The organism is Agromyces solani (assembly GCF_058349925.1).
This window is the reverse complement of record NZ_JBYRER010000001.1, coordinates 1,466,090-1,492,424: the sequence shown is the minus strand read 5'-3', so window position 1 is coordinate 1,492,424 and position 26,335 is coordinate 1,466,090. Positions and strand designations below refer to the sequence as shown.

Genomic DNA, 26,335 nt, shown 5'->3' with positions numbered 1-26,335 from the left:
CAAAACGAAGACGTAAGCAAACCCTTTGCGCGGCCGCCGTCCGATGCTTCCTGCTCAACTTCCGCCGCGCCCGCGCTATTCCCACGAGCACCCTCTCGGGCGTGGCATCCTTGGGCGGAGACGAAAGCACGGAAGGGCTTGTCGCGATGCAGGAACTCAAGGTAATCGGGGTCGAGAACGGCGCGCTCCTCGCCGCCTCCGACGATGGCGCGCGCTTCCGGATCGAGATCGACGAAGTGCTCCAGTCGCGGATCCGCCAGGCGCAGCCCGAACAGCACACGGGGCCGAAGCCCTCGCCTCGCGAAGTGCAGGCGCACATCCGCGGCGGGATGTCGGCCGAGGAGGTCGCCCAGCTCACCGGCGCGGCCGTCGAGTACATCCGTCGATTCGAGGGGCCGGTCATGGCCGAACGCGAGCACATCGTGACCTCCGCACTCGCGGTCCCCGTGAACGTCGCCCTCGAGGTCGATCCCGCCGATGAACCCGCCTCGTTCGGCGGCGTCATCCGCGACCGGCTCGCGAAGCTCGGCGCCGAGGGCGAACGCTGGGCGAGCTGGAAGGACGAGGAGCGCGGCTGGATCGTCAAGCTCGAGTTCTCGGCCGACGCGATCGACCACGACGCGCGATGGACGTTCGAGCCGCGCAAGCAGTCGCTCCAGCCGCTCAACTCCGAGGCGATCACGCTTTCGCAGCAGGGTGAGCTCAAGGGCGGACTGATCCCGCGCCTGCGCGCCGTCGGCCCGGATTCCGACGAGTCGCGATTCGACAGCGGCGCCTTCACGTTCGACGAGATCGAGCACAGCGACAACGACACCGCGCCGCACCTCGAGCCCCTGCCGTACGCACGCAGCGCCCAGACGTCGAGCCCGGCGGTCGCCCGCGCCGCGATCAAGCGCGCCGACGAGCCGAAGCCGTCGCTCGGCGAGACCGCGGACCTCCTCGAGGCGCTGCGTCGCCGACGGGGCGAGCGCGAGTCGGCCGGAGTCGACGCGCCGGCCCCGCTGCAGCCCGCGGCGCTCGAACCCGCGAGCGAGCCGGCACCGGCCGCAGAGGCGCCCGGCGAGCCCGCCTCCGAGGAGAAGCCCGGAGCCGGGGCGCGCAGCCTGTGGGGCAAGGTCTCGTCGTCGTCCGCATCGAACGCGGGTCGCTCGGCGAAGAAGGGCCGCGCATCGATGCCGAGCTGGGACGAGATCGTCTTCGGCGCCCGCACCGACGACGACCTCGCCTGACCCCGTCCGTCGACCCGCGCAGCGAGGCCCGGCTCACCCCTCGGTGACCGGGCCCTCCTGCCGCCGTGCCGCGGCTACGCCGACTTCTCGGCGCGACGCGGCTTGTGCGGCACGATCGTGGGCGCCGCATTGTCGAGCACCGCGGCCTTCGTGACCACCACACGAGCGACGCCGGTCGAGGAGGGCACCTCGAACATGATCGGCCCGAGCACCTCCTCCATGATCGCGCGGAGGCCCCGGGCACCGGTCTGACGGAGGACTGCGAGGTCGGCGATCGCCTCGAGCGCCGCGTCTTCGAAGTCGAGCTCGACGCCGTCGAGCTGGAACATGCGCTGGTACTGCTTGACGAGCGCGTTCTTCGGCTCCGTGAGGATCTCCATGAGCGCCTCGCGATCGAGCGGCGTCACCGTCGCGACGACGGGGAGGCGGCCGATGAACTCGGGGATGAGGCCGAACTTGTGCAGGTCTTCAGGCAGGACCTCGCTGAAGATGTCGGCCTCCTCGGCCTTGTTGTGCAGCGGCGCACCGAAGCCGATGCCCCGCTTGCCCGCACGCGAGGAGATGATGTCCTCCAGGCCGGCGAACGCGCCGGCGACGATGAACAGGACGTTCGTCGTGTCGATCTGGATGAACTCCTGGTGCGGGTGCTTGCGGCCGCCCTGCGGCGGCACCGAGGCGACCGTGCCCTCGAGGATCTTCAGCAGCGCCTGCTGCACGCCCTCGCCCGACACGTCGCGCGTGATGGACGGGTTCTCGGCCTTGCGGGCGATCTTGTCGACCTCGTCGATGTAGATGATGCCGGTCTCGGCGCGCTTGACGTCGTAGTCGGCGGCCTGGATGAGCTTCAGCAGGATGTTCTCGACGTCTTCGCCGACGTAGCCCGCCTCGGTCAGCGCCGTCGCGTCGGCCACGGCGAACGGCACGTTGAGCTGCTTCGCGAGCGTCTGGGCGAGGTACGTCTTGCCGCAACCGGTCGGCCCGATGAGCAGGATGTTCGACTTCGCGATCTCCACGTCGTCGTGGGCGCGGTCGGCGGTCGTGAGGGTCGTCTTCGCGCGCACCCGCTTGTAGTGGTTGTAGACCGCGACGGCGAGGGCCTTCTTCGCGGCCTCCTGGCCGATCACGTACTCCTCGAGGAAGGCGAAGATCTCCTTCGGCTTGGGCAGCTCGAACTCGCCCGCCTCCGTCTCGCCGGCCTCGGCCAGGCGCTCCTCGATGATCTCGTTGCAGAGTTCGACGCACTCGTCGCAGATGTAGACGCCGGGCCCGGCGATGAGCTGCTGCACCTGCTTCTGGCTCTTTCCGCAGAAGGAGCACTTGAGCAGATCGGCGCTCTCCCCGATGCGTGCCATCGCACCCTCCTCTCGACGAGCCTGTTCCGAGCCTAGCCCGACTTCGAGCGGTTGCGGCGTAGCCTGCGCGATTCGACACGCGAGCCGTTTCGCCGCCCGCGAACCACCGCCGAGAACGACGGATGCCTCGTGGCCGAAGTCGGCCACGAGGCATCCGAAGCGGTTCGCCGCAGGCGTCTACCGCCCGATCGCCGGGAGCGTCTTGCGCGACGTGAGCACCTGGTCGATGAGGCCGTACTCGAGCGACTCCTCGGCCGACAGGATCTTGTCGCGGTCGATGTCGTCGTGCACCTGCTGCTGGTCGCGGTTCGAGTGACGCGCGAGCGTCTCTTCGAGCCACGTGCGCATGCGCAGGATCTCGGCGGCCTGGATCTCGATGTCGCTCGCCTGGCCGTGGCCGGCCTCGCCCATCGCCGGCTGGTGGATGAGCACGCGGGCGTTGGGCAGCGCCAGGCGCTTGCCCGGCGTGCCGGCCGCGGCGATCACGGCGGCGGCCGAGGCGGCCTGGCCGAGGACGACGGTCTGGATCTGCGGACGGATGTACTGCATCGTGTCGTAGATCGCCGTCATCGCGGTGAACGAGCCGCCGGGCGAGTTGATGTAGAGGATGATGTCGCGGTCGGGGTCCATCGACTCGAGCACCAGGAGCTGGGCCATGATGTCGTCCGCCGAGGCGTCGTCGACCTGCACGCCGAGGAAGATGATGCGGTCCTCGAAGAGCTTCGCGTAGGGGTCTTGCCGCTTGTAGCCGTAGGCGGTGCGCTCCTCGAAGCTCGGCAGGATGTACCGCGAGCCGGGCGCCTGCACGCCGCTGAAGGCGGTGCCGCCGAAGGCAGGGCCACCGATAGTAGGTACTGACATTCTGACGTTCTCTCTTCTCTCGGTGCCTACGCCTGGTCGGTCCCGCCGCCGCCCGACACGTCGAGCGCGGACTCCCTGATGTGGTCGACGAAGCCGTACTCGAGCGCCTCCTGGGCGTTGAACCAGCGGTCGCGGTCGCCGTCGGCGTTGATCTGCTCGACGGACTTGCCGGTCTGCGCCGCCGTGATCTCGGCGAGGCGGCGCTTCATGTCGAGGATGAGCTGCGCCTGGGTCTGGATGTCGCTCGCGGTGCCGCCGAAGCCGCCGTGCGGCTGGTGCAGGAGCACGCGGGCGTTCGGCGTGATGTAGCGCTTGCCCTTCGTGCCCGCGGTGAGGAGCAGCTGCCCCATCGACGCGGCCATGCCGATGCCGACGGTGACGATGTCGTTCGGCACGAACTGCATGGTGTCGTAGATCGCCATGCCCGCGGTGATCGAACCGCCGGGCGAGTTGATGTAGAGGTAGATGTCCTTCTTCGCATCCTCAGCGGCGAGCAGCAACAGCTTCGCCGCGATCTCGTTGGCGTTCTCGTCACGAACCTCGGAACCCAGCCAGATGATGCGGTCCTTCAGCAGTCGATCGAAAACACTGGGCCCCAGTGTCGGTTCGGCCATGTGTCGCTCCGTTTCGGTTGTCGCGTTGGAATCGAATCTATCCGTTGCAACGCGCGCGAACTCCGCTGTTCGCCCTAGGCGGATGCCGTGAGCGCCTCCGCGTACGCGGCGACCGAGACACGGTAGCGCACGAGGTGCGGGGCGAGGGCGACGAGGGCGACGGATGCCGCGTGGCGGACGTCGCCGGCGTCGACGAGCGCGAGCGCCCTGAAGGCCGCGACGGCGTCGCGGAGCTCCCCCGACTCCGGCTCGATCGCGTCGAGGATCGCGAGCGACTCCTCCGGCCGACCGAGGTTGCGGACCGTCGAGGCGAGCTGGATGTGCGCCTGCACGCGCTCGGAGCCCGTGAGCCCCGCCTCGATCGCCCGCCGGTAGAGCGGCTCGGCCTCGGCCTCGATCCCGGCGGAGTCGCGGGCGCCCGCCCGCTCGAAGAGCGCGATCGGGTCTCCGGCCGGCCGTTCGGCGGCCAGCACGTCGATCCGGCGAACGACCTCGTCGTCGCCGAGCTCGTCGGCCGCCGCCCAGACCGCGTCGACACGCGCCTGCCAGTCGTGCGTCATTCGTCCTCCCGGAACGCGAAGCGGGGCCGGGCGATACGCCCGACCCCGCTCCGCACGGTTCGATCGTCGATTACTCGGCGTCGGCCTTCTTGGCGGCGCGCTTCTTGGCGGCCGGCTTCTTCTCCTCGGCGGGGGCCTCGGCGGCCTCCTCGGCCGGAGCCTCGGCGGCGGCCTTCTTCGGGGCGCGCTTCTTGGCGGCCGGCTTCTTCTCCTCGGCGGGAGCCTCCGCACCCTCCTCGGCCTCGTCGTCGCCGGCGACGGCGGTGAACTCGGAGAGGTCGACGGCGTTGCCCGAGGCATCCGTCACCTTCGCCTTGCCGAGCGCGATCGCGAGCGCCTTGTTGCGCGCGACCTCGCCGACCATGGCGGGGATCTGGCCCTGCTGGCTGAGGATCTGGACGAACTCGTTCGGGTCCATGCCGTACTGGGCGGCGCCCTGCACGAGGTACTGCGTGAGCTCCTCCTGGCTGACCTGGACCTTCTCGGCCTCGGCGATCGCGTCGAGCAGGATCTGCGTCTTGAACGCCTTCTCGCTCGCCTCGGCGACCTCGGCGCGGTGGACGTCGTCCTCCAGGCGGTTCTCGCTCTCGAGGTGGCGGTGCACCTCGTCGTCGATGACGCCCTGGGCGACGGGGACGTCGGCGAGCTCGAGGAGCTTGTCGACGAGGAGGTCGCGCGCCTCGTTGCCCTGGCCGAAGACCTTGTTGCGGCCGACCTGCTCCTTGAGCGAGTCCTTGAGCTCGGCGAGGGTGTCGAACTCGCTCGCGATCTGCGCGAAGTCGTCGTCGGCCTCGGGGAGCTCGCGCTCCTTGACGGCGGTGACGGTGACGCTGATCTCGGCGGTCTCGCCCTCGTGGTCGCCGCCGAGCAGCTTCGACGAGAAGGTGGTCGATTCGTCGGCCGAGAGCGTGTCGAGCGCCTCGTCGATGCCCTCGAGCAGCTCGCCCGAGCCGAGCTCGTACGAGATGCCGCTGGCCTTGTCGACCTCGGTGCCGTCGATCGTGGCGACGAGGTCCAGGGTGACGAAGTCACCGGTCTTCGCCGGACGGTCGACCGTGATGAGCGTGCCGAAGCGGCTGCGCAGGCGCTCCAGCTCGGCGTCGATCTCGTCGTCGCCGACCTCGACCGACTCGACCGTCAGCTCGAGCCCGTCGTACGCGGGGAGCTCGATCTCGGGGCGAACGTCGACCTCGATGGCGAGCAGCAGGTCGCCGGAGAAGTCCTTCTCGCTCGGCCACTCGACGATGTCCGCCTCGGGGCGGCCCATCGGACGCAGCTCGTGCTCGGCGACGGCGGCGCGGTAGAAGCCGTCGAGGCCCTCGTTGACGGCGTGCTCGAGCACGGCGGCCTTGCCGACGCGCTGGTCGATGATGGGCGGCGGCACCTTGCCCTTGCGGAAGCCGGGCACGTTGACCTGCTCGGCGATGTGGCTGTAGGCGTGGGTGATGCTGGGCTTCAGCTCCTCGGGCGTCACCGAGATGGTGAGCTTGGCGCGCGTCGGGCTCAGCTTCTCAACCGAAGTGGTCGGCATGTGGAAGATCTCCTGTTGTGTGGAAGTTCGTGTCGAGTCGAGCAACTCGTCGGGGCGACAGGATTTGAACCTGCGACTTCCCGCTCCCAAAGCGGGCGCTCTACCAAGCTGAGCTACGCCCCGAGTCGCCGACTCAACTCGTCGATTCATCCGCGCGGGCATGCCGAAGCACGCGTCGGGCGGATGGACCCACGAAAGTCTACTGCACGCGGGCGGGGCGGAGCTGTGCCCGGCCCGTCGGGCCCGCTGTGGAGGGCCAGCGCGCCCGATCGAGCCGCCATGGCAGAGTGTGCGCATGACCGACAGTCCCGCCGGAGCGCGGAGCCCCGGACTCCGACGCTGGCCGACCTCCCCCGCGCACTTCGCCGACACCTCGCTCTGCCCGGGCTGCTTCGAACGGCTCGCCTCATCGACCTGCGCGACGTGCGGGCTCGACCTGTCGACGGCCGATGCGCCCCGGTTGCTCGCGGCGGGAGTGCGCGTCCGCGATGCGGAGGCCGCGCGGCAACGGCTGCTCACGGAGGTCGCGACGGCGCAGGCGGCCGTGCGGACCGGGGTGGCGCAGCCGGCCGCGGTCGCGTCGGCCGCCGTCGCGTCGGCCGCGGTCGAGCTCCCCGCGACGATTCCGGAGCCGGCGACGGTTCCATCGATTCCGGTCGCGGTGCCGCCCGTGCAGCCCGTCGAACCCGCTCCGCCCGCGCCCGCCCCTGCTCCGCCGGCCCCGGTCGCGACGCCGACTCCGGCGTCCTCGCCGCCGACCGCCGCGGCGCCGGCCACCCCCGGGCGGCGTCGCTCCGGTGTGCAGGTCTTCCTCCTGACCCTCGGTGTCGTGCTCATCTCGGTCACCGCGATCGTCTTCCTCTTCGTCGCGTACCTCGTGGCGACCCTCGAGGTGCGATCGGTCATCATCGCCGGGGCGAGCGTGCTCGTGCTCGGCGTCGCGTGGCTGCTGCGCGCCCGCCGCCTCCCGGGCACGGCCGAGGGCGTCTCCGCCGTCGCGGTCGTCCTGCTGCTGCTCGACGCCTGGATCGTGCGGGCCAACGGGCTGTTCGGAACGGACGGGCTCGGCGCCGCCGGGTACACGGGCGGCGCGCTCCTCGTCGTCGCGGCGCTGCTCGGCCTCACCCGCGTCGTCACGGGAATTCGCGTTCCCGGACTCGCGGCCTCGGCACTCGTGCCGGTCGCCGCGTTCCTCTTCGGGGTCGAGGCCGCCGCAGAGGCCGAACCCGCGACCGGCGTGTGGATCGGCGGCCTCGCGATGGCGGTCGTCGGGCTCGGCGGCCTGCTCCTGTCGACGAGGGCCGAGCGCAACATCCTGCTCGCGGGCTCCTTCGCCGGGGCCGTCGTGGGCTTCGCGACCGCGGCCTTCGCCCTGCCCGACGTCGCGTGGCACCGGCTCTGGACGTTCGGCCTGGTGGCGATGACGTCGTTCGCGATGCTGGCCGCACTGCGTCGGCGCGGCGCATCCCTGTCGCCGGCGTGGGCGGACGCGGCGGCGGCCGCGCTCGGACTGAGCGCGGCGATCGCCCCGGCCGCCGCGATCGCCTCGGAGTTCGAGCCCGGACCCGCGAGCTGGCTCGCGCCCGCGGCATCCGCTGTCGTGGCCGGCCTGTTCGCCCTCGGAGCGCGCCCTCGCGCCGCCCGGTCCCGCACGTCGGTCATCGGGGTCGTCGCGGCATCGGCGATCGCCGTGGCGGCGGCCCTGCCGGCCGTCGTCGTGGGCATCGGCGCGATCGTCGCGACGCTGGTCGGCGGCGAGCCGACCGGCGGCCTCCGCACGGGTTCCGCCTTCCGGCTCGACGCAGACGCCGAACTCGGCGCGGTACTCGCGCCGGTCGTCCTCGCGGCCGGAAGCGCCGTGGTCCTCAGCGCACTCGGCCTGCTGCGGCGGTTCGCCGCCGTGCCGATCGGTGCCCTGCTCGCCGCCGTCGCCGTCGCGGGCGGCATCGTCGACCCGCCGTGGGCGTCCGCCGCGATCTGGCTCACCACCGCGGTCGGCGCGCTCCTCCGGGCGGCGTACGGATCGCGCCGCGTGCCCGGGCTCGTACCGGTGCTCGCCGTCGCGGGCACGGCGTCGGCGGCGTTCGGCTGGTGGCTCGGATTCGGCGATCCCGACCTCTGGCCGTGGACGAATGCCGACGTGATCACCCTCGCCATCGCGGGTCGCGTCCTCGCGCCCCGGACCGCCCCGGCGACCGCGGTGCCGGTCGGAATCGTGCACGTCGCGGTCTCCGCCCTCCTCGTCATCGCGACGCTCGGCTCGCTCACCTGGTGGCTCGGCGCGACGGGCGTCGCCGTCGAGCACCCGTGGACGACGACCTGGATCGTCGTCGGCGCCGGCGGCTCCCTGCTGCTCGCGGCGGGCGTGCTCGTGCCCGCCGGAACCCGCGCCGACCGGCTCGCGTTCGCCATTCCGATGCTGGCCGCCGCGGTCACGTCGGTGGCGGCACTGGCCGTCGACACCACGGACGACTCGTGGCGCTGGGTGCCGGCGGTGACGCTCACGGTCGCGGCGGTCGCGGGGCTTCGACGATCGACGCCGCTCGGGCTCAGGATCGCGTTCGCCGCCGTCGCACCGCTCGCCCTCGGCAGTGCGACCGCCCACCTCGCCCTCGAGTTCGCGGGCGCCGGAGCGGTCGGCTACTCGCTCGCGGGTGCGACGCTGGCGGCCGCGGCGTTCGCCCACGTCGTCTCGCGCGGGCGCCCCGGTGCCGACACCGTCGTCTGGGTGGTCGCCGTCGCCGCGCTGGGGCTCTTCACGCTCACGCAGACGGCCGGCGGCGCGGGCGAGGCCTGGCTCGTCCTGGCGATCCTCGCTCCGGTTCCGTACGTGCTCGCCGGCGTCGCCGGCGACCCGATCGCGGGAGGCGGCCCGGCGCTCCAGCTCGCGTGGTTCAGTCCCGCGCTCGCGGTCGCGGCCTGCTGGGCGTGGTTGCTCGGCGAATCCGTCGAGACCGTCGAGGCGTACACGTTGCCGCTCGCGTTCGTCGTCGGCGCGAGCGGGGCGCTCATCGCGTGGCGCCGACCGACGACGCCGGGCGCACCGTCGGCGGCCGGCCGCACCGCACTCCTGGCGACCGCTGCGGCGGTCGCGGTGCTGCCGAGCGTCGCCTCGGCGGGCGACTCGGTGGTCCGCACCGTCGCGCTCGTGGGCTCGGGCATCGTCGTCGCGATCGCGGCGGGCTTCGCGCCGCAGTCGCTCCGCGCCGTGCCGGTCAGGCTCATCGGCGTCGCAGCGGGCTGGACCGCCGTGACCGGCGCCGCGGTCGTCCGCGCCGTCGCGATCGTCGGCGGCGACGGCCCCGAGCCGATCGAGTTCTGGCCCCTCGTCGCCCTCGCGACGGCCGCCGTCGTCTCGGTGGTCTGGGCGCGTGCCGGGTCCCGGCCCGGCTGGTTCGCCGAGGCGTCGCTCGCGGCGGGGCTCGCGCTCGCCGTCGCGCCGACGCTCCTCGCGATCCTCTCCGACGAAGCCCCGGTCTCGCGCACGGTGGTGCTGTTCACGGGCGTGGCGATCGTGCATGCGGCCGCAGCGGCCGTCGGCGTCCGTCCGGTGGCCGGCCCTGCGTTCGTCTGGACCACTCGAGCGATCCTGGTGATCGGCGGCCTCATCGTGCTGGCCCGTGGGAGCGTCGACCCGTTCGACCTCGTCACCGTGCCGGTCGGCCTGGCGTTCATCGCGGCCGGCGCGATCGCGATGCACCGCTCCCCCGCGCTCGGCAGCTGGCCGGCCCTCGGCGCCGGCCTCGCGATCCTGCTCGTTCCGCCACTCGTCGCCGACTTCACGGAGCCCGAGCTGTGGCGGATCGTCGCGCTCGGGTCGGTCAGTCTCGCGGTCCTCGTCGTCGGCGTCGTCCGCCGCCTCCAGGCGCCCGTGCTCCTCGGCGGCGGCGTGCTGCTGGTCCACGCGATCGTGCAACTGCGGCCGTACATCGCGATGCTCTACGAAGCCGTCTGGTGGTGGCTGTGGCTCGGCATCGCCGGCGTGCTGCTCGTCGTGCTCGCCGCGACCTACGAGCGCCAACTGCGCCTCGCCCGTTCGACGATCGGCTCGATCGCCGCGCTGCGCTGATGCGGCGGTGTGCACGGCCGGGCGGTCGCCGTGTACTACGATGATCCATGGCCCGCGAGCGGGCCGCGGGGATGTAGCTCAATGGTAGAGCCTCAGTCTTCCAAACTGATTACGCGGGTTCGATTCCCGTCATCCCCTCCGAACAGCACGAGAACGGCCCGCGACGCGTCGCGGGCCGTTCTGCGCATGGCCGGTCAGTACTTGTTGCCGAGCGCCTTGTTCTTGATGGCGTCGAACTCGCCCTGCGTGATCGTGCCGGCGTCGAGCAGCGCCTTCGCCTTGGCGATCTCGTCGGTCGGGCTCGCGAAGGAGACCGACCGGACGTACTCGTCGCTGTACTCCTCGTACTCGCGCTGCTTGCGCGCCGCGCGCTGCGCCATGCCGTTGCCCCGGACGATCAGGTACACGAGCGCGGTGAGGAACGGCACGAAGATGAGGAAGATCGTCCACGCCGCCTTCGCCCACCCGTTCAGGTCGTGGTCGCGGAAGACGTCGATGAGGATGTAGACGAGCGCGAAGATGTACGCCACGTAGGCGAACATCCAGAAGAGGAACCAGAACCAGTCCCAGATGCTGTTGAGGAAGAACATGGCAGACCTTTCGTTCGTGCCGCCGAATTTAGCGGTTCGGAGGCGCGGAACGCGAGCATGACGCGACGCCGCGCCGAGGCGACCGGGCATTTTCGTCCGTGAGGCCCCGCCTGGCCAGCCCTGCCTACCCTTCCTTGAAATACCACGGCAGGTGCGTAGCGTTGAGGAGGACATACTCCAGGGAAGGTGGACACGATGACCGACATCCAGACCGCACCGAAGACCGGATCGAACGCCGACGTCGCCGCAGGCGTCGCCCAGTACCTCACCCCCGTCGTGCATGAACTCGTCGCCCTCGTCGTCAACGGCAAGCAGGCGCACTGGCATGTCCGCGGCGCGAACTTCATCGCCGTGCACGAGCTGCTCGACGACGTGGTCGCCCACGCCCAGGAATGGGCCGACCTCGCGGCCGAGCGGGTCGTCGCCCTCGGGCTGCCGATCGACGGTCGCCTCGGCACCGTCGCCGCGAAGAGCGGCGCGAAGGATCCGAAGCTCGGCTTCCTCTCCTACGAAGAGGCCATCTCGGGCGTGGTGACGCAGATCGACCTCGCCACCGAGAAGATCAACGCCGCGGTCGAGGGCCTCGCCGATCTCGACCCCGCGAGCCAGGACGTCGCGATCGAGATCCGTCGCGGACTCGACAAGGACCGCTGGTTCCTGTTCTCGCACATCGCGGTCGAGTGACCGCCGCAACGGGCTGACGGGCCCGGTTGCCGCGTGCCGACGTCGTCGGTCGCGGCAACCGGGCCCGTTCCGTCATCCTGCGGATTTCACACGGATCGCGCGACCCGCCCCGACGCGAGGTGCGGGAGAATCGTCGCAGGGGGTTCGAGCCGACGGCCGGGCGCCACGAGAGAAGGGGACGGGACGATGTCGAGCACGGAGGCCGCCTCGAACCGGCATCGGGAGCGCAAGACGCCCAAGCGTCCGCAGTCGGCGCTCGCCGAGCACTGGACCAACGTCGACGGGCTCGACGTCTTCTACCGCGAGTCGCCCACGCCTCCGCCCGGAGCCCCGGTCGTCATGCACGTGCACGGATTCGGGCTCTCGGGCCACTACCTGCTGCCGACCGCCGAGCTCCTGGCCGACGACTTCCACACGCTCGTGCCCGACCTGCCGGGCTTCGGGCGCAGCGCGCGCCGAACCCGCGCGGAGGGGCTCACGCTGACCTCGCTCGCCGAAGCGGCCGCCCGATTCCTCGACGACCGCGGCATCGAGAAGGTCACCCTCGTCGGCAATTCGATGGGCTGCCCGGTGATCTGCGAGTTCGGCCACCACTTCCCCGATCGGCTCGAGCGGGCGATCCTCGTCTCGCCGGCGGGCGGCTACCACAACCAGCCGCTCGCCCGGGCGATGTTCCAGCTCGCGCGCGACGGCGGCCGGGAACCCAAGCGGATGGTGCGGGTCGCCGCTCCCGACTACCTGAAGTTCGGCGTGGCGTCGACCGTCAAGATGTTCGGGGCGCTCACGCGCTACCCGACGCTCGAGCGGCTCCTGTCGCTGCCCGTGCCGATCATCGCCGTGATCGGCGACCGCGACCCCCTCATGCCCGATCCGAAGCGCGTGCACGAAGTCGTCGCCCACGTCGACACCGACGTCACGGTCGTGGTGATGGAGGGCGCGGCGCACGCGATCAACTTCAGCCATCCCGGCGAACTGGCGCACATCATCCGCCAGTTCATGGCCGACGAGCCCATCACCGACGACCCCGACTCCCCCGGCGAGTCCAAGGTCATCGAACTGCACCACGGCAAGCGGCGGCCGGCGTCCGACGACTGAGGATGGCGGCACGGCCGTGCGCGGGTGCAGAATGCCCCCATGGCGGCCGATCGCCCCGACCCCTCGTCGTCGCAGGGCGGCGACACGGCATCGCTGAGCGATGCGCAGAAGTCGCTGCGCGCGCAGATGCTCGCCACCGAGCACTGGAGCCTGCTCGCCTCGCGGAGCACCACGCAGAGCGAGGTGCTCACCCGCATCGCGATCTTCCTCACGCTCGTGTCGGCCGGCCTGGTCTCGCTCGGCGTGCTCGGCAACGCGACCGGCTTCCGCGGCTGGTTCGGCGCCGCCGCGATCGGCGTGCTCGCACTCCTCGTGCTGCTCGGCGTGATCACGCAGCTCCGGGTCTTCAACACGGCGACCGAAGACCTCGGCTACGTGCTCGCGATGAACCGCCTCCGCCGGGCCTACCTCGATCTCGACCCCGGCCTCGAGCCGTATCTCCTGGCCGGCACGACCGACGACGAGCCCGGCGCGAAGATCACCTACTACCCGTTCGCGGAGCGCGAGCGGTCGCAGGTGTTCGCGAGCTCGATGATGGTCATGCTCGTGGTCAACACGGCGCTCGTCGGGCTCTTCATCGGTGCACTCGTCTACGCCCCGACCGCCTCGATCGTGTGGTCGATCGTGATCGGCGCGCTCGCCGCGGTCGCCCAGTTCGTGTTCTGGATGCTGCGGGGCTACCGGAGCTACCGTGCGGTGTTCGCGGCCCATGCGCCGCTGCGGCGTACGACGTGATCGCTCAGCGCTGCAGCCAGGTGAGGACCGCGAGCACGCGCCGGTGGTCGGTGCCCGAGTCCTCGAGGCCGAGCTTCTGGAAGATCGACGTGACGTTCTTCTCGACGGCGCCGACGCCGATGAAGAGCTGCTTGGCGATGCCGGCGTTCGTACGCCCCTCGGCCATGAGTTCCATGACCTCCCGCTCGCGCGGCGTGAGGGTCGCGAGCGGATCGCTGCGACGGGCGAGCAGCTCGCGAACGACCTGGGGGTCGAGCACCGTGCCGCCCTCGCTCACGCGTTCGACCGCGTCCTCCAGTTCGTCGAGGGAGGCGACCCGGTCTTTCAGCAGGTAGCCCATGCCGCCCTCGCCCGACGAGAGCAGCTCGTGCGCGTAGGTCCCTTCGACGTACTGGCTGAGCAGCAGCACGCCGACCCCGGGGCGACGCTTGCGCAGCTCGATGGCCGCGCGAACGCCCTCGTCGCGGAAGGTCGGCGGCATGCGGACGTCGAGGACGGCGAGGTCGGGGCTCGTCTCGTCGATCGCGGCGAGCAGCGAGTCGGCCTCGCCGTAGGCGGCGACCGTCTCGAAGCCGGCCTCGTCGAACAGGCGGACGAGCCCTTCGCGCAGGAGCACCGAGTCCTCGGCGAGCACGATGCGGAGGGGCCTGGCCGAGTCGGTCATGCCCCCACATTATCGGCGGACGGGATGGCTCGGGGCCGACCGTTCGATGCGACCTCGCCGCTCCCGCCCTCGCGCCCTCGCGCCCGCCCGGGCGTTACCCGCCCGACCCGATCGGACCGGCCGCAGGGGCGACGGGAGCGTACGGGATGTGGGCGCCGATCGTCGTCGGCCCGCCCGCGGGACTGTCGACGACGAACACGCCGCGCAGCCCGTTGACGCGCTCGGCGAGCCCGGCGAGTCCGTGCCCCGGCACGGCGGAGGCGCCGCCCCGGCCGTTATCGGTCACCCAGACGTCGACCCAGCGCCCCGCCGGCCCGGTGTCCCGCGTCGACAGCACGAGTCGCACGCCGCTCGCCTCGGCGTGCTTCGCCGCGTTCGTCAGGAGCTCGGCGGCCACGAAGTAGACGTTCCGCTCGATCGGCGCCGGCAGCGAGGCATCCTCGGGCAACCGGATGTCGACCGCGACCGGCACGGGGCTGCGGGCGGCGAGCGACTCGAGGCCGACCGCGAGCCCGCGGTCCTGCAGGATCGGCGGCGCGAACCCGCGCGAGAGGGCGCGCAGCTCGTCGAGGGTCTCCCTCGCCTGGTCGCGCGCCTCGCCGAGCAGCTCGCGGGCCGCATCGGGGTCGCGGTCGAGCTTGCGTTCGATCGCCGCGAGGTCCATCTGCAGGCGCACGAGGCGCTGCTGCGGCCCGTCGTGGATGTCGCGCTCGAGACGCCGCAGCGAGGCGTCCTCGGCTTGGACGGCCGCCCCCTGGGACGCGGCCAGCTGCGCGACCTCGCGCTCGAGCGCCTCCGAGCGCCACGCACCGAGCATGCCTCGGGCGATGACGTCGTGCAGGAGCGTGAGCCCGCGGAAGACGAGCGGCAGCGTCGCGAGGAAGATGAGGCCGAGGAGGAACTCGAACACCGTCTCGCCGACGCGCGGATCGATCTGCCAGGCGTTGCCCGGGAACAGGAAGTCGATGACCGTGTCGTACAACCAGAAGTCGTTGTCGTCCCGCCCGTCGGGCAGGTAGCGCTGCCAGATCCATCCGGTCGTGCCGGCGAGCGCGACGGAGGTCCACGCCACGGTCAGTGCCCACGACACGATGCTCACGATCGGGTTCACGATGACGCCGTGCAGCAGGTACAGCCAGTAGTGCCCGTCGACGAAGGGGGCGAACATCGTGCGCCAGAACCCCTGGTCGCGATCTCCGTGCTCCCAGGCGGGCCGCACGATCTCGCGACGGCCGGCCCAGCGCAGGCGGACGAGCTCGAGGGTGCCGAATCCGCGGGCCATGTACATCGACGCCACCACGATGAAGATGCCGAAGACGAGGAAGATGAGGCCGAGCCCGGTGAAGAAGGTCGTCGACAGCAGCACGAGGCCCGTGATCGCGATCGGCATCGTCAGGATGAGGAAGGCGAACTCGCGCGGCACGGCGGCCCACAACGACCAGTAGTCGCGGCGGCGCGGCGCGGCGCTCGCCGGCGGGGTCGTCGTGTTCATCGTCTTCGCGTCCATATCCATCGGTCCGGTGGTCACGGCGTCAGTGCTCATGGTGGGTTCCTCCCGTCATCGTGGCAGACCCGGCGGGATCGAGGGCTGCCGACTGCCCGGGTTCGACGACGGCGAATTGCCCCATCATCCCCTGGTCCTCGTGCCACAGCAGGTGGCAGTGGTACATGTACGGCGTGTCCGGGTCGGTGTAGTCCTCGAACCGCATGAGGAGTTCGTACTCCGTCTCGGGTTCGGTGAAGATCGTGTCCTTCCAGCCGGCGAGCTCGGCCGGCGGCGCGTCGCCGTCGATGGACGCGACGCGGAACTGCACGTCGTGCACGTGGAAGCTGTGCGGGAGCTGCGTCGTGTTCGCGACGACCCACCGCTCGAGCGTGCCGACCGTGACGGTCTCGTCGATGCGCCCCATCTCCATCGCGTCGCCGTTGATCTCGAAGCTGTCGTTGAGCTCGAAGCGGCGGGTCGTGGCGACGTCGGCCGGATCGTAATCGGTGATCGTGGCGAGCTGCTCGGGCACCTCGGGCGCCGGGTCGAGGTGGTCGGCGGCGCGCACCTCGAGCACGTCGAACGCATCGCTGCCGCCGTTCGTGGCGGCGACCGGGCTGACGAGCCCCGCCACCGCGGGCGTCATCCTCGACTGCAGGACGACGCGCTCGCCGGGCTGGACGCGCAGTAGCACCTCTGCGCGCTCACCCGGCGAGAGACGCAAGTGTTCGAGATCGACGGATGCCTCGAGCAGACCGCCGTCGGTGGCGATGAGCTGCACGGGGCGGGCGTCGCTCCAGGTGAACGCGTAGCTGCGGGCCGTCGAGGCGTTGAGCAGCCGCAGCCGCACGAGTTCGTCGCGCACCTCGAGGTACGGGCTGCGGGTGCCGTTCACAATGAGCTCGTCGCCGATTCCACCGGCGTAGGTGCGCTGTTTCGACTCCTGCTCCCCCTCGGCGGAGAAGCCCGTGTCCTGGACGATGACCGGGATGTCGTCGACCCCGTACTCTCCCGGCAGGCCGAGCGCCCGCTCGGCCTCGTCATGCAGGATGAACATGCCGGCGAGCCCGCGGGCGACGTGGTCCTCGGTCTCGCCGTGCGGGTGCGGGTGGTACCAGAGCGTCGCCGCCGGCTGGTCGATGCGCCACTCGGGCGACCAGGAGGCATCCGGTTCGACCATCTGGTGCGGGCCGCCGTCCATCTCCGGCGGGAGGTGCATGCCGTGCCAGTGCACCGTCGTGGGCTCGTCGAGCGAGTTGGTCACGTCGACGCGCACGTGTTCGTCGCGGTCCGCGACGAGGGTCGGTCCGAGGTAGCCGCCGTTGAACCCCCACGTGTCGCTCGGCTCGCCCGGCTCGAACTCCGTCGACCCGGCCTGCGCGTCGAGCGCGAAGACGCGGGTGCCGTCGGCGTCGACGGTCGACGCGGCGAGCGGCGGGATCGCGAGCGGGCGGTCGAAGTCGACCTCCCCGATCGTCGAGACCGGGGCGGGGGTGACGAGGCCGCAACCGGCGAAGGCGACGGCGACGAGGCCGCCGGCGGCGATCGCAGCGATCGCGCTGCCGATCGCGGCTCGGGGCCTGCGGAGGCGGGTCTGAGGCATGACTCCAGCCTCGCGAGCGACGGCGGCTCGGCCCAGCCGGCGGGCGCCCCGATCGCGACGGGGGTTATCCCCCCGCTCGGGAGATCACGCCTGGCAGGAGGGGCACCAGTAGAGCTTCCGGGCGCCCATCTCCTCGAGCACGATGTTGGTGCCGCAGACGCGGCACGGCAGGCCCTCGCGCTTGTACACCCAGTGCCGGTCGTCACGGCTCGCCATCGCGGCACGGTACGCGTCGGGGTCGAGGCCGTCCATCGTCATCATCTGCCCGGTCTCGACACCGATCGCGAGGAGCTTCGTCCAGTCGCGCCAGAGCTCGCGCACGAGCTCCTCCGGCACCTGCCGGCCCGGGGTGTGCGGGTTGAGCCGCGCCCGGTAGAGCAGTTCGGCCCGGTAGACGTTGCCGATGCCCGCAACGACGTTCTGGTCCATGAGCAGCAACCCGATGGGGGTCGGCTTCCTCCGGACGACGCTCGTGAAGCGCTCTTCGGAGGCGGGCCCGGGGTCGAGCAGCGGATCGGGCCCGAGCTTCGCGACGATCGCCTCGACCTGTGCCGGGTCGAGCACCTCGCACGCCGTCGGACCGCGCAGGTCGGCGCAGATCGTGTCGGTGAGCAGTCGCACCCGCACCTGCCCGACCGGCTCGGGCGGGAACGTGTCGAGGCCGTTGCCCTCCTTCTCCGACTCAGACATGCGCAGGCGCGTCTTGCGCGGCGCGCCGATGGACGTGAGCGAATTCTCGCCGGCCGAGTCGAAGACCACGGCATCGGGGTTCGGCGACTCGAGGAACGTCCCCCGCTGGTTCGTCTGCCCCATGCGTCCGTTCGCCGACGCGATCGTGGCATCCATCAGGATCTCGCCCGCGAAGTCCCACGCCCCGTACATGCCGAGGTGCACCCGCAGCCAGACATCGCCCTCGAAGCCGAGGAACATCTGCTTGCCGACCGCACGGGCGTCGAGCATGCGGCGGCCGTCGAGCTCGGCGGCGCCCACCGCGAAGCGGCCCTGCGGGCTCGACGCGTGCACGACGTGGCCGACGAAGTTGCGCTCGAACTGCCGGGTGATGCGGTGGACGGAGTGGCCTTCGGGCACCCTGCTACTCCGCCGGCGCCTCAGGACGAGGCGTGACATCCACGCCCTTGCCGGCGATGTCGCCCGTCGTCTCGTACTCGGCGAGCTGGGCGATGCGGCGGACATGGCGTTCGTCGCCCGAGAACGGCTCTGCGATGAACGCGTCGATGTAGCGGATCGCCTCTTCGACCGTGTGCTGCCGGGCACCGATCGAGATCACGTTCGCGTCGTTGTGCTCACGCGCGAGGATGGCGGTGTCCATGCTCCAGACGAGGGCTGCGCGGATGCCCGGCACCTTGTTCGCGGCGATCTGCTCGCCGTTGCCCGAGCCGCCGAACACGACGCCGAGCGCCCTCACGCCGGCAGCCTGGTCGCGCGCGACGCCGAGCGCGGCGTTGATGCAGAAGGCGGGGTAGTCGTCGAGCGCGTCGTACTCGACCGGTCCGTGGTCGATCACCTCGTGGCCGCCGTTCGACAGGTGGGCCTGCAGGGTCCGGCTGAATTCGAGGCCGGCGTGGTCGGTCGCGATGTGGATGCGCATGGAGCAATTCTAGGGATCCGGCACCCACGTGACGGCGCGACCGTGCGGCTGCGCCCAGGCGAGCTGCACGCCGTCGAGCGCGAGCACGAAGTCGGTCGAGTCGTTGGGCACGTCGTCGCGCACCCGGATGCCGGGCACGATCGACCGGCCCTCGACCGAGAGCCAGTGGCCGGGCAGGGTGCGCACCGTCTCGGCGAACCGCGCCCGTGCGGCCGCGTCCAGGTAGGCGATCACCGCCGTGTGGAAGACGACGAGGGTCGCGTCGGCCGGCGCCTCCGCGGCGAGCGCGGCGAGTCGTTCGTTGAGGTCGCCGGCGACGATACGCGGTGGATCGGCGGCCGCGACGGCGGCTGCCGCCCGCAGCCGCTCGCGCCGGTCGTCGTGCTCGGGCCAGATGAGCGCATCGAGCCAGGCGAGGTCATCGGGATTCGTCACGTCGAGCGGGTTGAGGTCGATGCCCGCACGCCACACGACCTCGGGCAGGCGGGCGGGTACCGGCACGGGCGCGGTGCCGCTCGTCTCGTGGGCCTCGCAGTCGAGGATGACACGGCTCGCGCCGCCGTCGGGGTCGAGCTGCTCGTGGCCCGAGTACCGGTAGCTGTACCGGTCGGGGTAGAGGCACAGGCCTGCCGACGTGCCGACCTCGAGGAGGGCGAGCGGCCCGGGGATCCCGGCGAGCGCGGGGAGATGCAGCGCGCAGCGCCCGGCCTCGTTCGTCTGGGTCGCGTGGGTCTCGGCGGTCGCACGAACGGCCGGCCAGTGCGCGGCCAGCCACTCGCGGAACTCGTCGTAGGGGGCGGGCTCGGCGCCGTGGAAGCGTGCGGCCGAGAAGACGAGGTTCGGCTGGCGCTTCGCGGGCGGCAGCTCGTCGATGAGCGCGATCGCCGCGGGGTCGCCGGCGACGCCGAGCGCCCAGGCGTCGTAGGTCTCGGACATTCCGCGCGCCTCGACCTCCGCGAACGCGCGGTAGCGCTCGGAGGTCGGGGCGTCGTTGTCGACACTGCTGCGCATGGGTGAAGGCTACGCCGCGCCGGCGCCGCGCGCTCGGCCGCACGAGTCTCGCCCCCGTGATCGTCGCTACTCCCCCGACGGATGCGAGGGCTAGGCTGGAACGCGTTGCCTGCGGCCACGAGCCGCGTCGATACTTGCGAAGGAGCGCACGTGCCCGGAGAGAACCTCACCCGACTCGAAGCCGAGGAGCGCGCCGCGCTCGTCACGGTGCACGACTACGACGTCGTGCTCGACGTCACCGTCGGCCCCGAGGTCTTCAAGACCACCACGACCGTGCGCTTCGACGCGACGACGCCGGGCGCCTCGACCTTCATCGACGCGATCACCGCCGCCGTGCACTCGGTCACCCTCAACGGCGTCGCACTCGACCCGGCCGAGGTGAGCGACGGCGTGCGCATCCAGCTGCCGAACCTCGAGGCCTCGAACGTGCTCGTCGTCGAGGCCGACGGCCGCTACATGAACACCGGCGAGGGCCTGCACCGCTTCGTCGACCCCGCCGACGGCGAGGTGTACCTCTACACGCAGTTCGAGGTGCCCGACTCGCGCCGCATGTTCGCGGTGTTCGAGCAGCCCGACCTCAAGGCCGCGTTCAAGTTCACGGTCACGGCCCCGTCGCACTGGCAGGTCGTCTCGAACATGCCGACGCCCGAGCCCGAGCTGCACCCGTCGGGCCGCCGCGCGGACGACGTGTCGACCGCGACCTGGTCGTTCGAGCCGACGCACCGCATCTCGAGCTACATCACCGCGCTCGTCGCCGGCCCGTACGACGTGGTGCGCGACGAGCTCACGTCGAGCGACGGCCGCGTCATCCCGCTCGGCGTGTTCAGCCGCAAGAGCCTGTCGCAGTACCTCGACGCCGACTACATCTTCGAGAAGACGAAGCAGGGCTTCGAGTACTTCGAGCAGAAGTTCGACGTGCCCTACCCCTTCACGAAGTACGACCAGCTCTTCGTGCCCGAGTACAACGCCGGTGCGATGGAGAACGCCGGCTGCGTCACCTTCACCGAGGTCTACGTCTTCCGCTCCAAGGTGACCGACGCCATCAAGGAGCGCCGCGTCGTCACGATCCTGCACGAGCTCGCCCACATGTGGTTCGGCGATCTCGTCACCATGAAGTGGTGGAACGATCTCTGGCTCAACGAGTCGTTCGCCGAGTGGGCGTCGACCATCGCGACCGCCGAGGCGACCGAGTGGCACCACGCCTGGACCACGTTCAACTCGATGGAGAAGAGCTGGGCGTACCGCCAGGACCAGCTGCCCTCGACCCACCCCATCGTGGCCGAGATCCGCGACCTCGAGGACGTGCTCGTCAACTTCGACGGCATCACCTACGCCAAGGGCGGCTCGGTGCTCAAGCAGCTCGCCGCCTGGGTCGGCATCGACGCGTTCTTCACGGGAGTCTCGGCCTACTTCAAGAAGCACGCGTGGGGAAACACGACCCTGGCCGACCTGCTCGCCGAGCTCGAGGTCGCCTCCGGCCGCGACCTGTCGGGCTGGTCGAAGCTGTGGCTCGAGACCGCGGGCGTCAACACCCTGCGCCCCGAGATCGAGACGGATGACTCGGGCGCGATCACCTCGTTCGCGGTGCTGCAGTCGGCGCACCCCGACTACCCGACGATCCGCCCGCACCGCCTCGCGATCGGCTTCTACAACCTGCGTGACGGCAAGCTCGTGCGCGAGCACCGCGTAGAGCTCGACGTCGACGGCGAGCGCACCGACGTCGCCGAGCTCGTCGGTCTCGCGCGCCCCGACCTCGTGCTCCTCAACGACGACGACCTCGCGTACGCGAAGATCCGCCTCGACGAGCAGTCGCTCGAGGTCGCGATCGCGAACCTGTCGAAGATCGAGGACCCGCTCGCCCGCGCCCTCGTCTGGTCGAGCGTGTGGGACGCCACCCGCGACGCCGAGACGACCGCGAGCGACTACCTGGACCTCGTTCTCGGCAACATCGCGAGCGAGACCGAGTCGACGACCCTGCGCATCATCCTCGCCAACGCGCAGCTCGCCGCGAGCTCGTACGTCGCCCCCGAGCGTCGCGCCGACGCGCGCCGCACCCTCGCCGACGGGTTCTGGCAGCTCGCGCAGCAGGCCGAGGCCGGCAGCGACGCCCAGTTCCAGTTCGTGAAGTCGTTCGCCGCGATCGCCGAGGCCGGCACCCACGTCGACGCCCTGGCGGGCCTCTTCGACGGATCGATCTCGCTCGACGGGCTCGACATCGACACCGACCTCGGCTGGGAACTGCTCATCGCGCTCGTCGCGGCGGGCCGCGCCGGCGACGCCGAGATCGACGCCCGCCTCGCGACCGACAAGACCGCGACGGGCCAGGAGTCGGCGGCGCACGCCCGCGCCGCCATGCCGACTGCCGAGGGCAAGCAGCGCGCCTGGGACTCGATCGTCGTCGCCGACACCGCGACGAACTCCGTCGTGCGCACCACCGCGGCGGGCTTCGTGCGCGCCGACGACCAGTCGCTGCTCGCGCCGTTCGTCGAACGCTACTTCGGCATGATCGGCGAGGTCTGGAAGGCCCGCAGCTACGCGATCGCCGAGAAGCTCGTCGAGCTGCTCTACCCCGCCACCCTCGCGAACCGCGAGCTCGTCGACGCGAGCCACGCGTGGCTCGACGCCAACGCCGACGCCGCGCCCGCGCTGCGCCGTCTCGTCGTCGAGAACGTCGCGGGCGTCGAGCGCGCGCTCGCCGCGCAGGCGCGCGACGCGCAGTAGTCGCACCGCGGCCTCATCGGGGCGGCGGCCGCGTGGTACCCCGGTACCACCCGCCGCCGCCCCGAAACCATTCCGGCGACGGACGCGCGACGGCTGCGGCATCCGTAGCGTCGAAGGCATGATCACCGCAACCGCGCTCACCAAGCGCTACGGCGCGAAGACCGCCGTCAACGACATCTCGTTCACCGTACGACCCGGCCAGGTGACCGGGTTCCTCGGGCCCAACGGCGCCGGCAAGTCGACCACGATGCGCATGATCGTCGGGCTCGACCGGCCGAGCGCCGGCGCCGTCACGGTCGGCGGCAAGCCGTACGCCGAGCACCGCGCACCCCTGCACGAGGTCGGCGCGCTCCTCGACGCCAAGGCCGTGCACACCGGACGCACCGCCGAGAACCACCTGCTCGCGATGGCCGCCACGCACGGCATCGGCAAGCGGCGCGTGCGCGAGGTCATCGAGCTCACCGGGCTCGAGTCGGTCGCGCGCAAGCGCGTCGGCGGCTTCTCGCTCGGCATGGGCCAGCGGCTCGGCATCGCCGCCGCGATGCTCGGCGATCCGGCCACGCTCATCCTCGACGAGCCGGTCAACGGCCTCGACCCGGAGGGCGTGCTGTGGGTGCGGCAGTTCGTGCGCCACCTCGCGGGCGAGGGCCGCACCGTATTCCTCTCGTCGCACCTCATGAGCGAGATGGCGCAGACCGCCGATCACCTCATCGTGCTCGGCCGCGGCGAGATCATCGCCGACGCGCCCGTCGACGAGATCGTCGCCGGCGGCACCCGGCCGCGCGTCCGCGTGCGCTCACCGCACGCCTCGCGGCTCGCCGACCTGATCGCGGCACCCGAGGTCGCCGTCATCCGCTCCGAGGCGGGCGTGCTCGAGGTCACGGGCCTCGAGGCAGCCGGCATCGGCGACCTCGCCGCCGCCAACGGCCTCGCGATCCACGAACTCACCCCGCAGAACGCGTCGCTCGAAGAGGCCTACATGGCCCTCACCGCCGACGCCGTTGAATACCGTACGGAGGCCGTCCGATGACCACCATCACCCCCACCGCGGCGCACCCCTCGCAGGTCGCCCGCACCACCCGCCTGAGCTTCGGCGGCGTGCTCGCCTCGGAGTGGATCAAGCTGCGGAGCCTGCGCTCGACGGTCTGGTCGTACCTCATCGTGATCGCGATCTCGCTCGGCATGGCGCTGCTCATGTCGCTGACCATGGTGAACGGGATGGGCGGCGGCGAGGAGATCGACGGCGGCCCGCTGCCGCTCGAGCAGACGCACGAGCTCGTCATCCAGGCGTCGACCTTCGGCGTCTACTTCGGCCAGCTCGTCGTCGGCGTGCTCGGCGTGCTCGTCATCAGCGGCGAGTACACGACCGGCATGATCCGCTCGACCCTCACGGCGGTGCCGAAGCGGCTCCCCGCCCTCGCCGCGAAGGGCGTCGTGCTCTTCGTCGCGACGTTCGTCGTCGGCCTGCTCGCGAACCTCGGCGCCTACCTGACCGCGACCATCGTCTTCGGCAGCGAACTCGAACTGTTCGACGCGAACACGCTGCTCGCGCTCGCCGGCGGCGCCCTCTACCTCGCGCTCGTCGCGGTGTTCGCCCTCGGCGTCGGCACGATCATCCGTTCGAGTGCGGGCGGCATCGCCGCGGTGCTCGGGCTGCTGCTGCTCCTGCCGACCGTCCTCCAGCTCATCCCGGCCGACTGGGCGCACGACGCCATTCCGTACCTGCTCTCCTCCTCCGGCATGACGATGTTCATGGCGATCGGTGCCGACCCGGCGACGATCGTCGGACCGAACGCCTGGCAGAGCCTCCTGATCGTGCTGGCCTGGGTGGGGGCCTCCCTCGCCGGCGCTGCGGTGCTCCTGGGGCGCAGGGACGCGTAGAGTCCTGCCTATGACGGAAGCACCGTTCTCCCCCGGCCGCCCGGCTTCGGCGGTCGGGGGAGAACTCCGTCTCCCGAAGCCGCCCGGCGTGATCCGGCAGTTCTGGGCGAGGCATCCCCGGCTGACCGACTCGCTCATCACCGCGTTCTACGTCGTGCCGAGCGTCATCGCCGTGACGCTCATCGCCCTCGAACCCGAGGAGCCGCCGGTCGGGGCGACCATCATGCACTTCGTCGGCATCGCCCTCGGCGGGGCCGCGCTGCTGCTCTTCCGGCGCAGCCGCCCGTGGCTCGTGATGTTCGTCGCGTGGTTCGTCTGCCTCGTCTCCGCCCCGTACGGCACGAGCGACGTCTTCCCCATCCTGTTCGCCCTCTACGCACTCGGCGTCTACCGCTCGACGAAGGCCGCGTGGGTCGGGTTCGCCGGCTCGGTCGCGACGGCGACGGCGGCCGCCTACCTCGAGGTCTGGACCGGATCCACTCCCGAAGGCGGGCCCGTCGGAGCGGCCACGCAGTTCACCGTCGTCATGCTCGTCGCGACCCTCATCGGCATCACCGTCGGCAACCGCCGCCGCTACCTCGACGCGCTCATCGCGCGCGCCCACGACCTCGCGCGCGAGCGCGACCAGCAGGCCAGGCTCGCCGCCGCCGCCGAGCGGGCTCGCATCGCCCGCGAACTCCACGACATCGTCTCGCACGGACTCACGGTGATGGTGACGCTCGCCGACGGTTCGGCGGCGACCGCCGCCCGCGATCCCGAGCGCGCTGCCGACGTGATGCGGAGCGTGGCCGAGACCGGCCGCGACGCGCTCGGCGAGATGCGCCGCATGCTCGGCGTGCTCACGGAGCCGGGTGCCGGCCCCGAACTGGCACCGCAGCCGGGCGTCGCCGCGATCCCCGAACTCGTCGACGGGTTCCGCGACGCCGGTCTCCCCGTCCGGCTCACCACGACCGGCGCGCCGACGGCCGACCCGGCGCTCGAACTCGCGATCTACCGCGTCGTGCAGGAGGGGCTCACGAACGCGCTCCGCCACGGCGAGCGCGCGCACCACGTCGACGTCGCGATCACCCACTCGCCGAGCGCGGTCGAGGTCGTCGTCGAGGACGACTCGCCGCCGCCGAAACCCGGAACCGTCCCCTCGACGCGCGGGGCGGGGCGGGGCCTCGCCGGGCTCCGCGAGCGCGTCGCCCTCTACGGCGGCACGCTCGAGGCCGGGCCGCGCGCGGTCCGCGGATGGCGCCTGCGAGTCGAACTGCCGAACCGCACCGCCACCCCCGAACCATCGACCACGGCGAACGAGGACGACGCATGACCGACCGACCGGCAGCAGCCCCCACGACGGACCGCCCCGTCCGCGTCGGCCTCGTCGACGACCAGGCGCTCGTGCGCACCGGGTTCCGGCTCGTGCTCGACGCCGAACCGGGCATCGAGGTCGTCGGCGAAGCGGGCGACGGCCGCGCGGCCCTCGAGCTCGTCGACGAGGCCGAGGTCGACGTGCTGCTCATGGACGTCCGGATGCCCGGCATGGACGGCATCGCCGCAACGGCGGGCGTGACGGCGAGGCATCCCGAGACCCGCGTCATCGTGCTGACGACGTTCGACCTCGACGAGTACGCCTTCGCGGCGATCCGCGCCGGGGCGAGCGGGTTCCTCCTGAAGGACGTGCGCCCGCACGAGCTCGTGACGGCCATCCGTACCGTCCATGCGGGCGAGGCGGCGCTGTCGCCGCGGGTGACCCGGCGCATGCTCGAACTCTTCGCCGCCGAGCTCCCGACGCGGTCGGACGGGCCCGACGGAGCGGCCGAGGCGCAGCCCGATCCGCTCGACGCGCTCACCGCCCGCGAGCGGGAGATCCTCGTCGCGATCGCCGGAGGTCTCAACAACGCGGAGCTCGCCGAGCGGTTCTTCCTCTCGGAGTCGACCGTGAAGACGCACGTCGGCCGGGTGCTGCAGAAGACCGGTGCCCGCGACCGCGTGCAGCTCGTCATCCTCGCGTACGAATCGGGCCTCCTCGACCCGCACGGCTGACGGCGCTCGGAT

The 26,335-nt window shown here is 71.4% G+C and carries 22 protein-coding genes and 2 tRNA genes; 11 read left to right on the top strand and 13 right to left on the bottom strand.

Annotated features, from left to right (window positions below; all coding sequences use genetic code 11):
- Nucleotides 1-146 precede the first annotated feature (146 nt).
- Entirely contained in the window at nucleotides 147-1,229 is a 1,083-nt protein-coding gene (sepH, locus tag AC3RJ7_RS06850) for a septation protein SepH (protein WP_491455044.1), read from the top strand.
- Between the two features lie 74 nt (nucleotides 1,230-1,303).
- Here sepH and clpX read toward each other — a convergent pair whose 3' ends face one another.
- The 6 genes from clpX to AC3RJ7_RS06820 all read right to left on the bottom strand — a co-directional run bounded on the left by clpX (nucleotide 1,304) and on the right by AC3RJ7_RS06820 (nucleotide 6,270).
- Nucleotides 1,304-2,581: an ATP-dependent Clp protease ATP-binding subunit ClpX gene (clpX, locus tag AC3RJ7_RS06845; protein ID WP_491427338.1), complete on the bottom strand. Its 1,278-nt coding sequence runs from the start codon at nucleotides 2,579-2,581 to the stop codon at nucleotides 1,304-1,306.
- 177 nt (nucleotides 2,582-2,758) lie between these two features.
- Complete coding sequence (locus tag AC3RJ7_RS06840) at nucleotides 2,759-3,442, bottom strand: ATP-dependent Clp protease proteolytic subunit (protein WP_491455043.1); 684 nt, start codon at nucleotides 3,440-3,442, stop codon at nucleotides 2,759-2,761.
- Nucleotides 3,443-3,468: 26 nt separating this feature from the next.
- Nucleotides 3,469-4,056 carry an ATP-dependent Clp protease proteolytic subunit gene (locus tag AC3RJ7_RS06835; RefSeq protein WP_491427336.1) on the bottom strand — a complete coding sequence of 196 codons (588 nt, stop codon included), beginning with the start codon at nucleotides 4,054-4,056 and terminating at the stop codon, nucleotides 3,469-3,471.
- Between the two features lie 74 nt (nucleotides 4,057-4,130).
- Nucleotides 4,131-4,616 (bottom strand): tetratricopeptide repeat protein, encoded by a 486-nt coding sequence (locus tag AC3RJ7_RS06830; protein ID WP_491455042.1) that lies wholly within the window; start codon nucleotides 4,614-4,616, stop codon nucleotides 4,131-4,133.
- 70 nt (nucleotides 4,617-4,686) lie between these two features.
- Nucleotides 4,687-6,147 carry a trigger factor gene (gene tig, locus AC3RJ7_RS06825; RefSeq protein ID WP_491455041.1) on the bottom strand — a complete coding sequence of 487 codons (1,461 nt, stop codon included), beginning with the start codon at nucleotides 6,145-6,147 and terminating at the stop codon, nucleotides 4,687-4,689.
- A gap of 49 nt (nucleotides 6,148-6,196) precedes the next feature.
- Nucleotides 6,197-6,270: transfer RNA gene (locus AC3RJ7_RS06820), tRNA-Pro, on the bottom strand.
- Between the two features lie 172 nt (nucleotides 6,271-6,442).
- Here AC3RJ7_RS06820 and AC3RJ7_RS06815 point away from each other — a divergent pair.
- Nucleotides 6,443-10,216, top strand: coding sequence for an SCO7613 C-terminal domain-containing membrane protein (locus AC3RJ7_RS06815; RefSeq protein WP_491455040.1), 3,774 nt, complete (start codon nucleotides 6,443-6,445; stop codon nucleotides 10,214-10,216).
- A 67-nt stretch (nucleotides 10,217-10,283) separates the two neighbouring features.
- Nucleotides 10,284-10,354, top strand: a tRNA-Gly gene (locus AC3RJ7_RS06810).
- A gap of 56 nt (nucleotides 10,355-10,410) precedes the next feature.
- Here AC3RJ7_RS06810 and AC3RJ7_RS06805 read toward each other — a convergent pair.
- The gene (locus AC3RJ7_RS06805; protein ID WP_491455039.1) at nucleotides 10,411-10,806 is read right to left on the bottom strand and encodes an SHOCT domain-containing protein; all 396 of its coding nucleotides are present in this window, start codon (nucleotides 10,804-10,806) and stop codon (nucleotides 10,411-10,413) included.
- A 195-nt stretch (nucleotides 10,807-11,001) separates the two neighbouring features.
- On the opposite strand from AC3RJ7_RS06805, the gene AC3RJ7_RS06800 reads away from it, so the two are divergent.
- The 3 genes from AC3RJ7_RS06800 (at nucleotide 11,002) to AC3RJ7_RS06790 (ending at nucleotide 13,320) form a co-directional block, all read left to right on the top strand.
- Complete coding sequence (locus AC3RJ7_RS06800) at nucleotides 11,002-11,490, top strand: Dps family protein (protein ID WP_491455038.1); 489 nt, start codon at nucleotides 11,002-11,004, stop codon at nucleotides 11,488-11,490.
- A 186-nt stretch (nucleotides 11,491-11,676) separates the two neighbouring features.
- Nucleotides 11,677-12,585, top strand: a complete 909-nt coding sequence (locus AC3RJ7_RS06795; protein WP_491455037.1) for an alpha/beta fold hydrolase — start codon at nucleotides 11,677-11,679, stop codon at nucleotides 12,583-12,585.
- Between the two features lie 39 nt (nucleotides 12,586-12,624).
- The gene (locus AC3RJ7_RS06790) at nucleotides 12,625-13,320 is read left to right on the top strand and encodes a hypothetical protein (protein WP_491455036.1); all 696 of its coding nucleotides are present in this window, start codon (nucleotides 12,625-12,627) and stop codon (nucleotides 13,318-13,320) included.
- Nucleotides 13,321-13,324: 4 nt separating this feature from the next.
- Here the strand turns inward: AC3RJ7_RS06790 and AC3RJ7_RS06785 are convergent, their stop codons facing one another.
- The 6 genes from AC3RJ7_RS06785 to AC3RJ7_RS06760 form a co-directional block, all read right to left on the bottom strand.
- Entirely contained in the window at nucleotides 13,325-13,984 is a 660-nt protein-coding gene (locus AC3RJ7_RS06785; protein WP_491455035.1) for a response regulator transcription factor, read from the bottom strand.
- Nucleotides 13,985-14,078: 94 nt separating this feature from the next.
- A complete protein-coding gene (locus AC3RJ7_RS06780) occupies nucleotides 14,079-15,527 on the bottom strand; it encodes a sensor histidine kinase (RefSeq protein ID WP_491455034.1) in 1,449 nt (482 codons plus the stop codon).
- Nucleotides 15,517-17,073, bottom strand: coding sequence for a multicopper oxidase family protein (locus AC3RJ7_RS06775; protein ID WP_491455033.1), 1,557 nt, complete (start codon nucleotides 17,071-17,073; stop codon nucleotides 15,517-15,519). The genes AC3RJ7_RS06780 and AC3RJ7_RS06775 overlap by 11 nt, the downstream gene beginning before the upstream one ends.
- 84 nt (nucleotides 17,074-17,157) lie before the next feature.
- Nucleotides 17,158-18,162 (bottom strand): Fpg/Nei family DNA glycosylase, encoded by a 1,005-nt coding sequence (locus tag AC3RJ7_RS06770; RefSeq protein ID WP_491455032.1) that lies wholly within the window; start codon nucleotides 18,160-18,162, stop codon nucleotides 17,158-17,160.
- Between the two features lie 4 nt (nucleotides 18,163-18,166).
- Nucleotides 18,167-18,682, bottom strand: a complete 516-nt coding sequence (locus AC3RJ7_RS06765) for a ribose-5-phosphate isomerase (RefSeq protein WP_491455031.1) — start codon at nucleotides 18,680-18,682, stop codon at nucleotides 18,167-18,169.
- Between the two features lie 9 nt (nucleotides 18,683-18,691).
- Nucleotides 18,692-19,693 carry a DUF2332 domain-containing protein gene (locus AC3RJ7_RS06760; RefSeq protein ID WP_491455030.1) on the bottom strand — a complete coding sequence of 334 codons (1,002 nt, stop codon included), beginning with the start codon at nucleotides 19,691-19,693 and terminating at the stop codon, nucleotides 18,692-18,694.
- A gap of 150 nt (nucleotides 19,694-19,843) precedes the next feature.
- On the opposite strand from AC3RJ7_RS06760, the gene pepN reads away from it, so the two are divergent.
- From pepN to AC3RJ7_RS06735, 5 genes are all read left to right on the top strand, one after another.
- Nucleotides 19,844-22,414 (top strand): aminopeptidase N, encoded by a 2,571-nt coding sequence (gene pepN, locus AC3RJ7_RS06755; protein ID WP_491455029.1) that lies wholly within the window; start codon nucleotides 19,844-19,846, stop codon nucleotides 22,412-22,414.
- 118 nt (nucleotides 22,415-22,532) lie between these two features.
- Nucleotides 22,533-23,444 (top strand): ABC transporter ATP-binding protein, encoded by a 912-nt coding sequence (locus AC3RJ7_RS06750; RefSeq protein ID WP_491455028.1) that lies wholly within the window; start codon nucleotides 22,533-22,535, stop codon nucleotides 23,442-23,444.
- Nucleotides 23,441-24,295: an ABC transporter permease gene (locus AC3RJ7_RS06745; protein WP_491455027.1), complete on the top strand. Its 855-nt coding sequence runs from the start codon at nucleotides 23,441-23,443 to the stop codon at nucleotides 24,293-24,295. Before AC3RJ7_RS06750 ends, AC3RJ7_RS06745 begins: the two co-directional genes overlap by 4 nt.
- 10 nt (nucleotides 24,296-24,305) lie before the next feature.
- Nucleotides 24,306-25,607 carry a sensor histidine kinase gene (locus AC3RJ7_RS06740; protein WP_491455026.1) on the top strand — a complete coding sequence of 434 codons (1,302 nt, stop codon included), beginning with the start codon at nucleotides 24,306-24,308 and terminating at the stop codon, nucleotides 25,605-25,607.
- Complete coding sequence (locus tag AC3RJ7_RS06735) at nucleotides 25,604-26,323, top strand: response regulator (protein ID WP_491455025.1); 720 nt, start codon at nucleotides 25,604-25,606, stop codon at nucleotides 26,321-26,323. Before AC3RJ7_RS06740 ends, AC3RJ7_RS06735 begins: the two co-directional genes overlap by 4 nt.
- Nucleotides 26,324-26,335 lie beyond the last annotated feature (12 nt).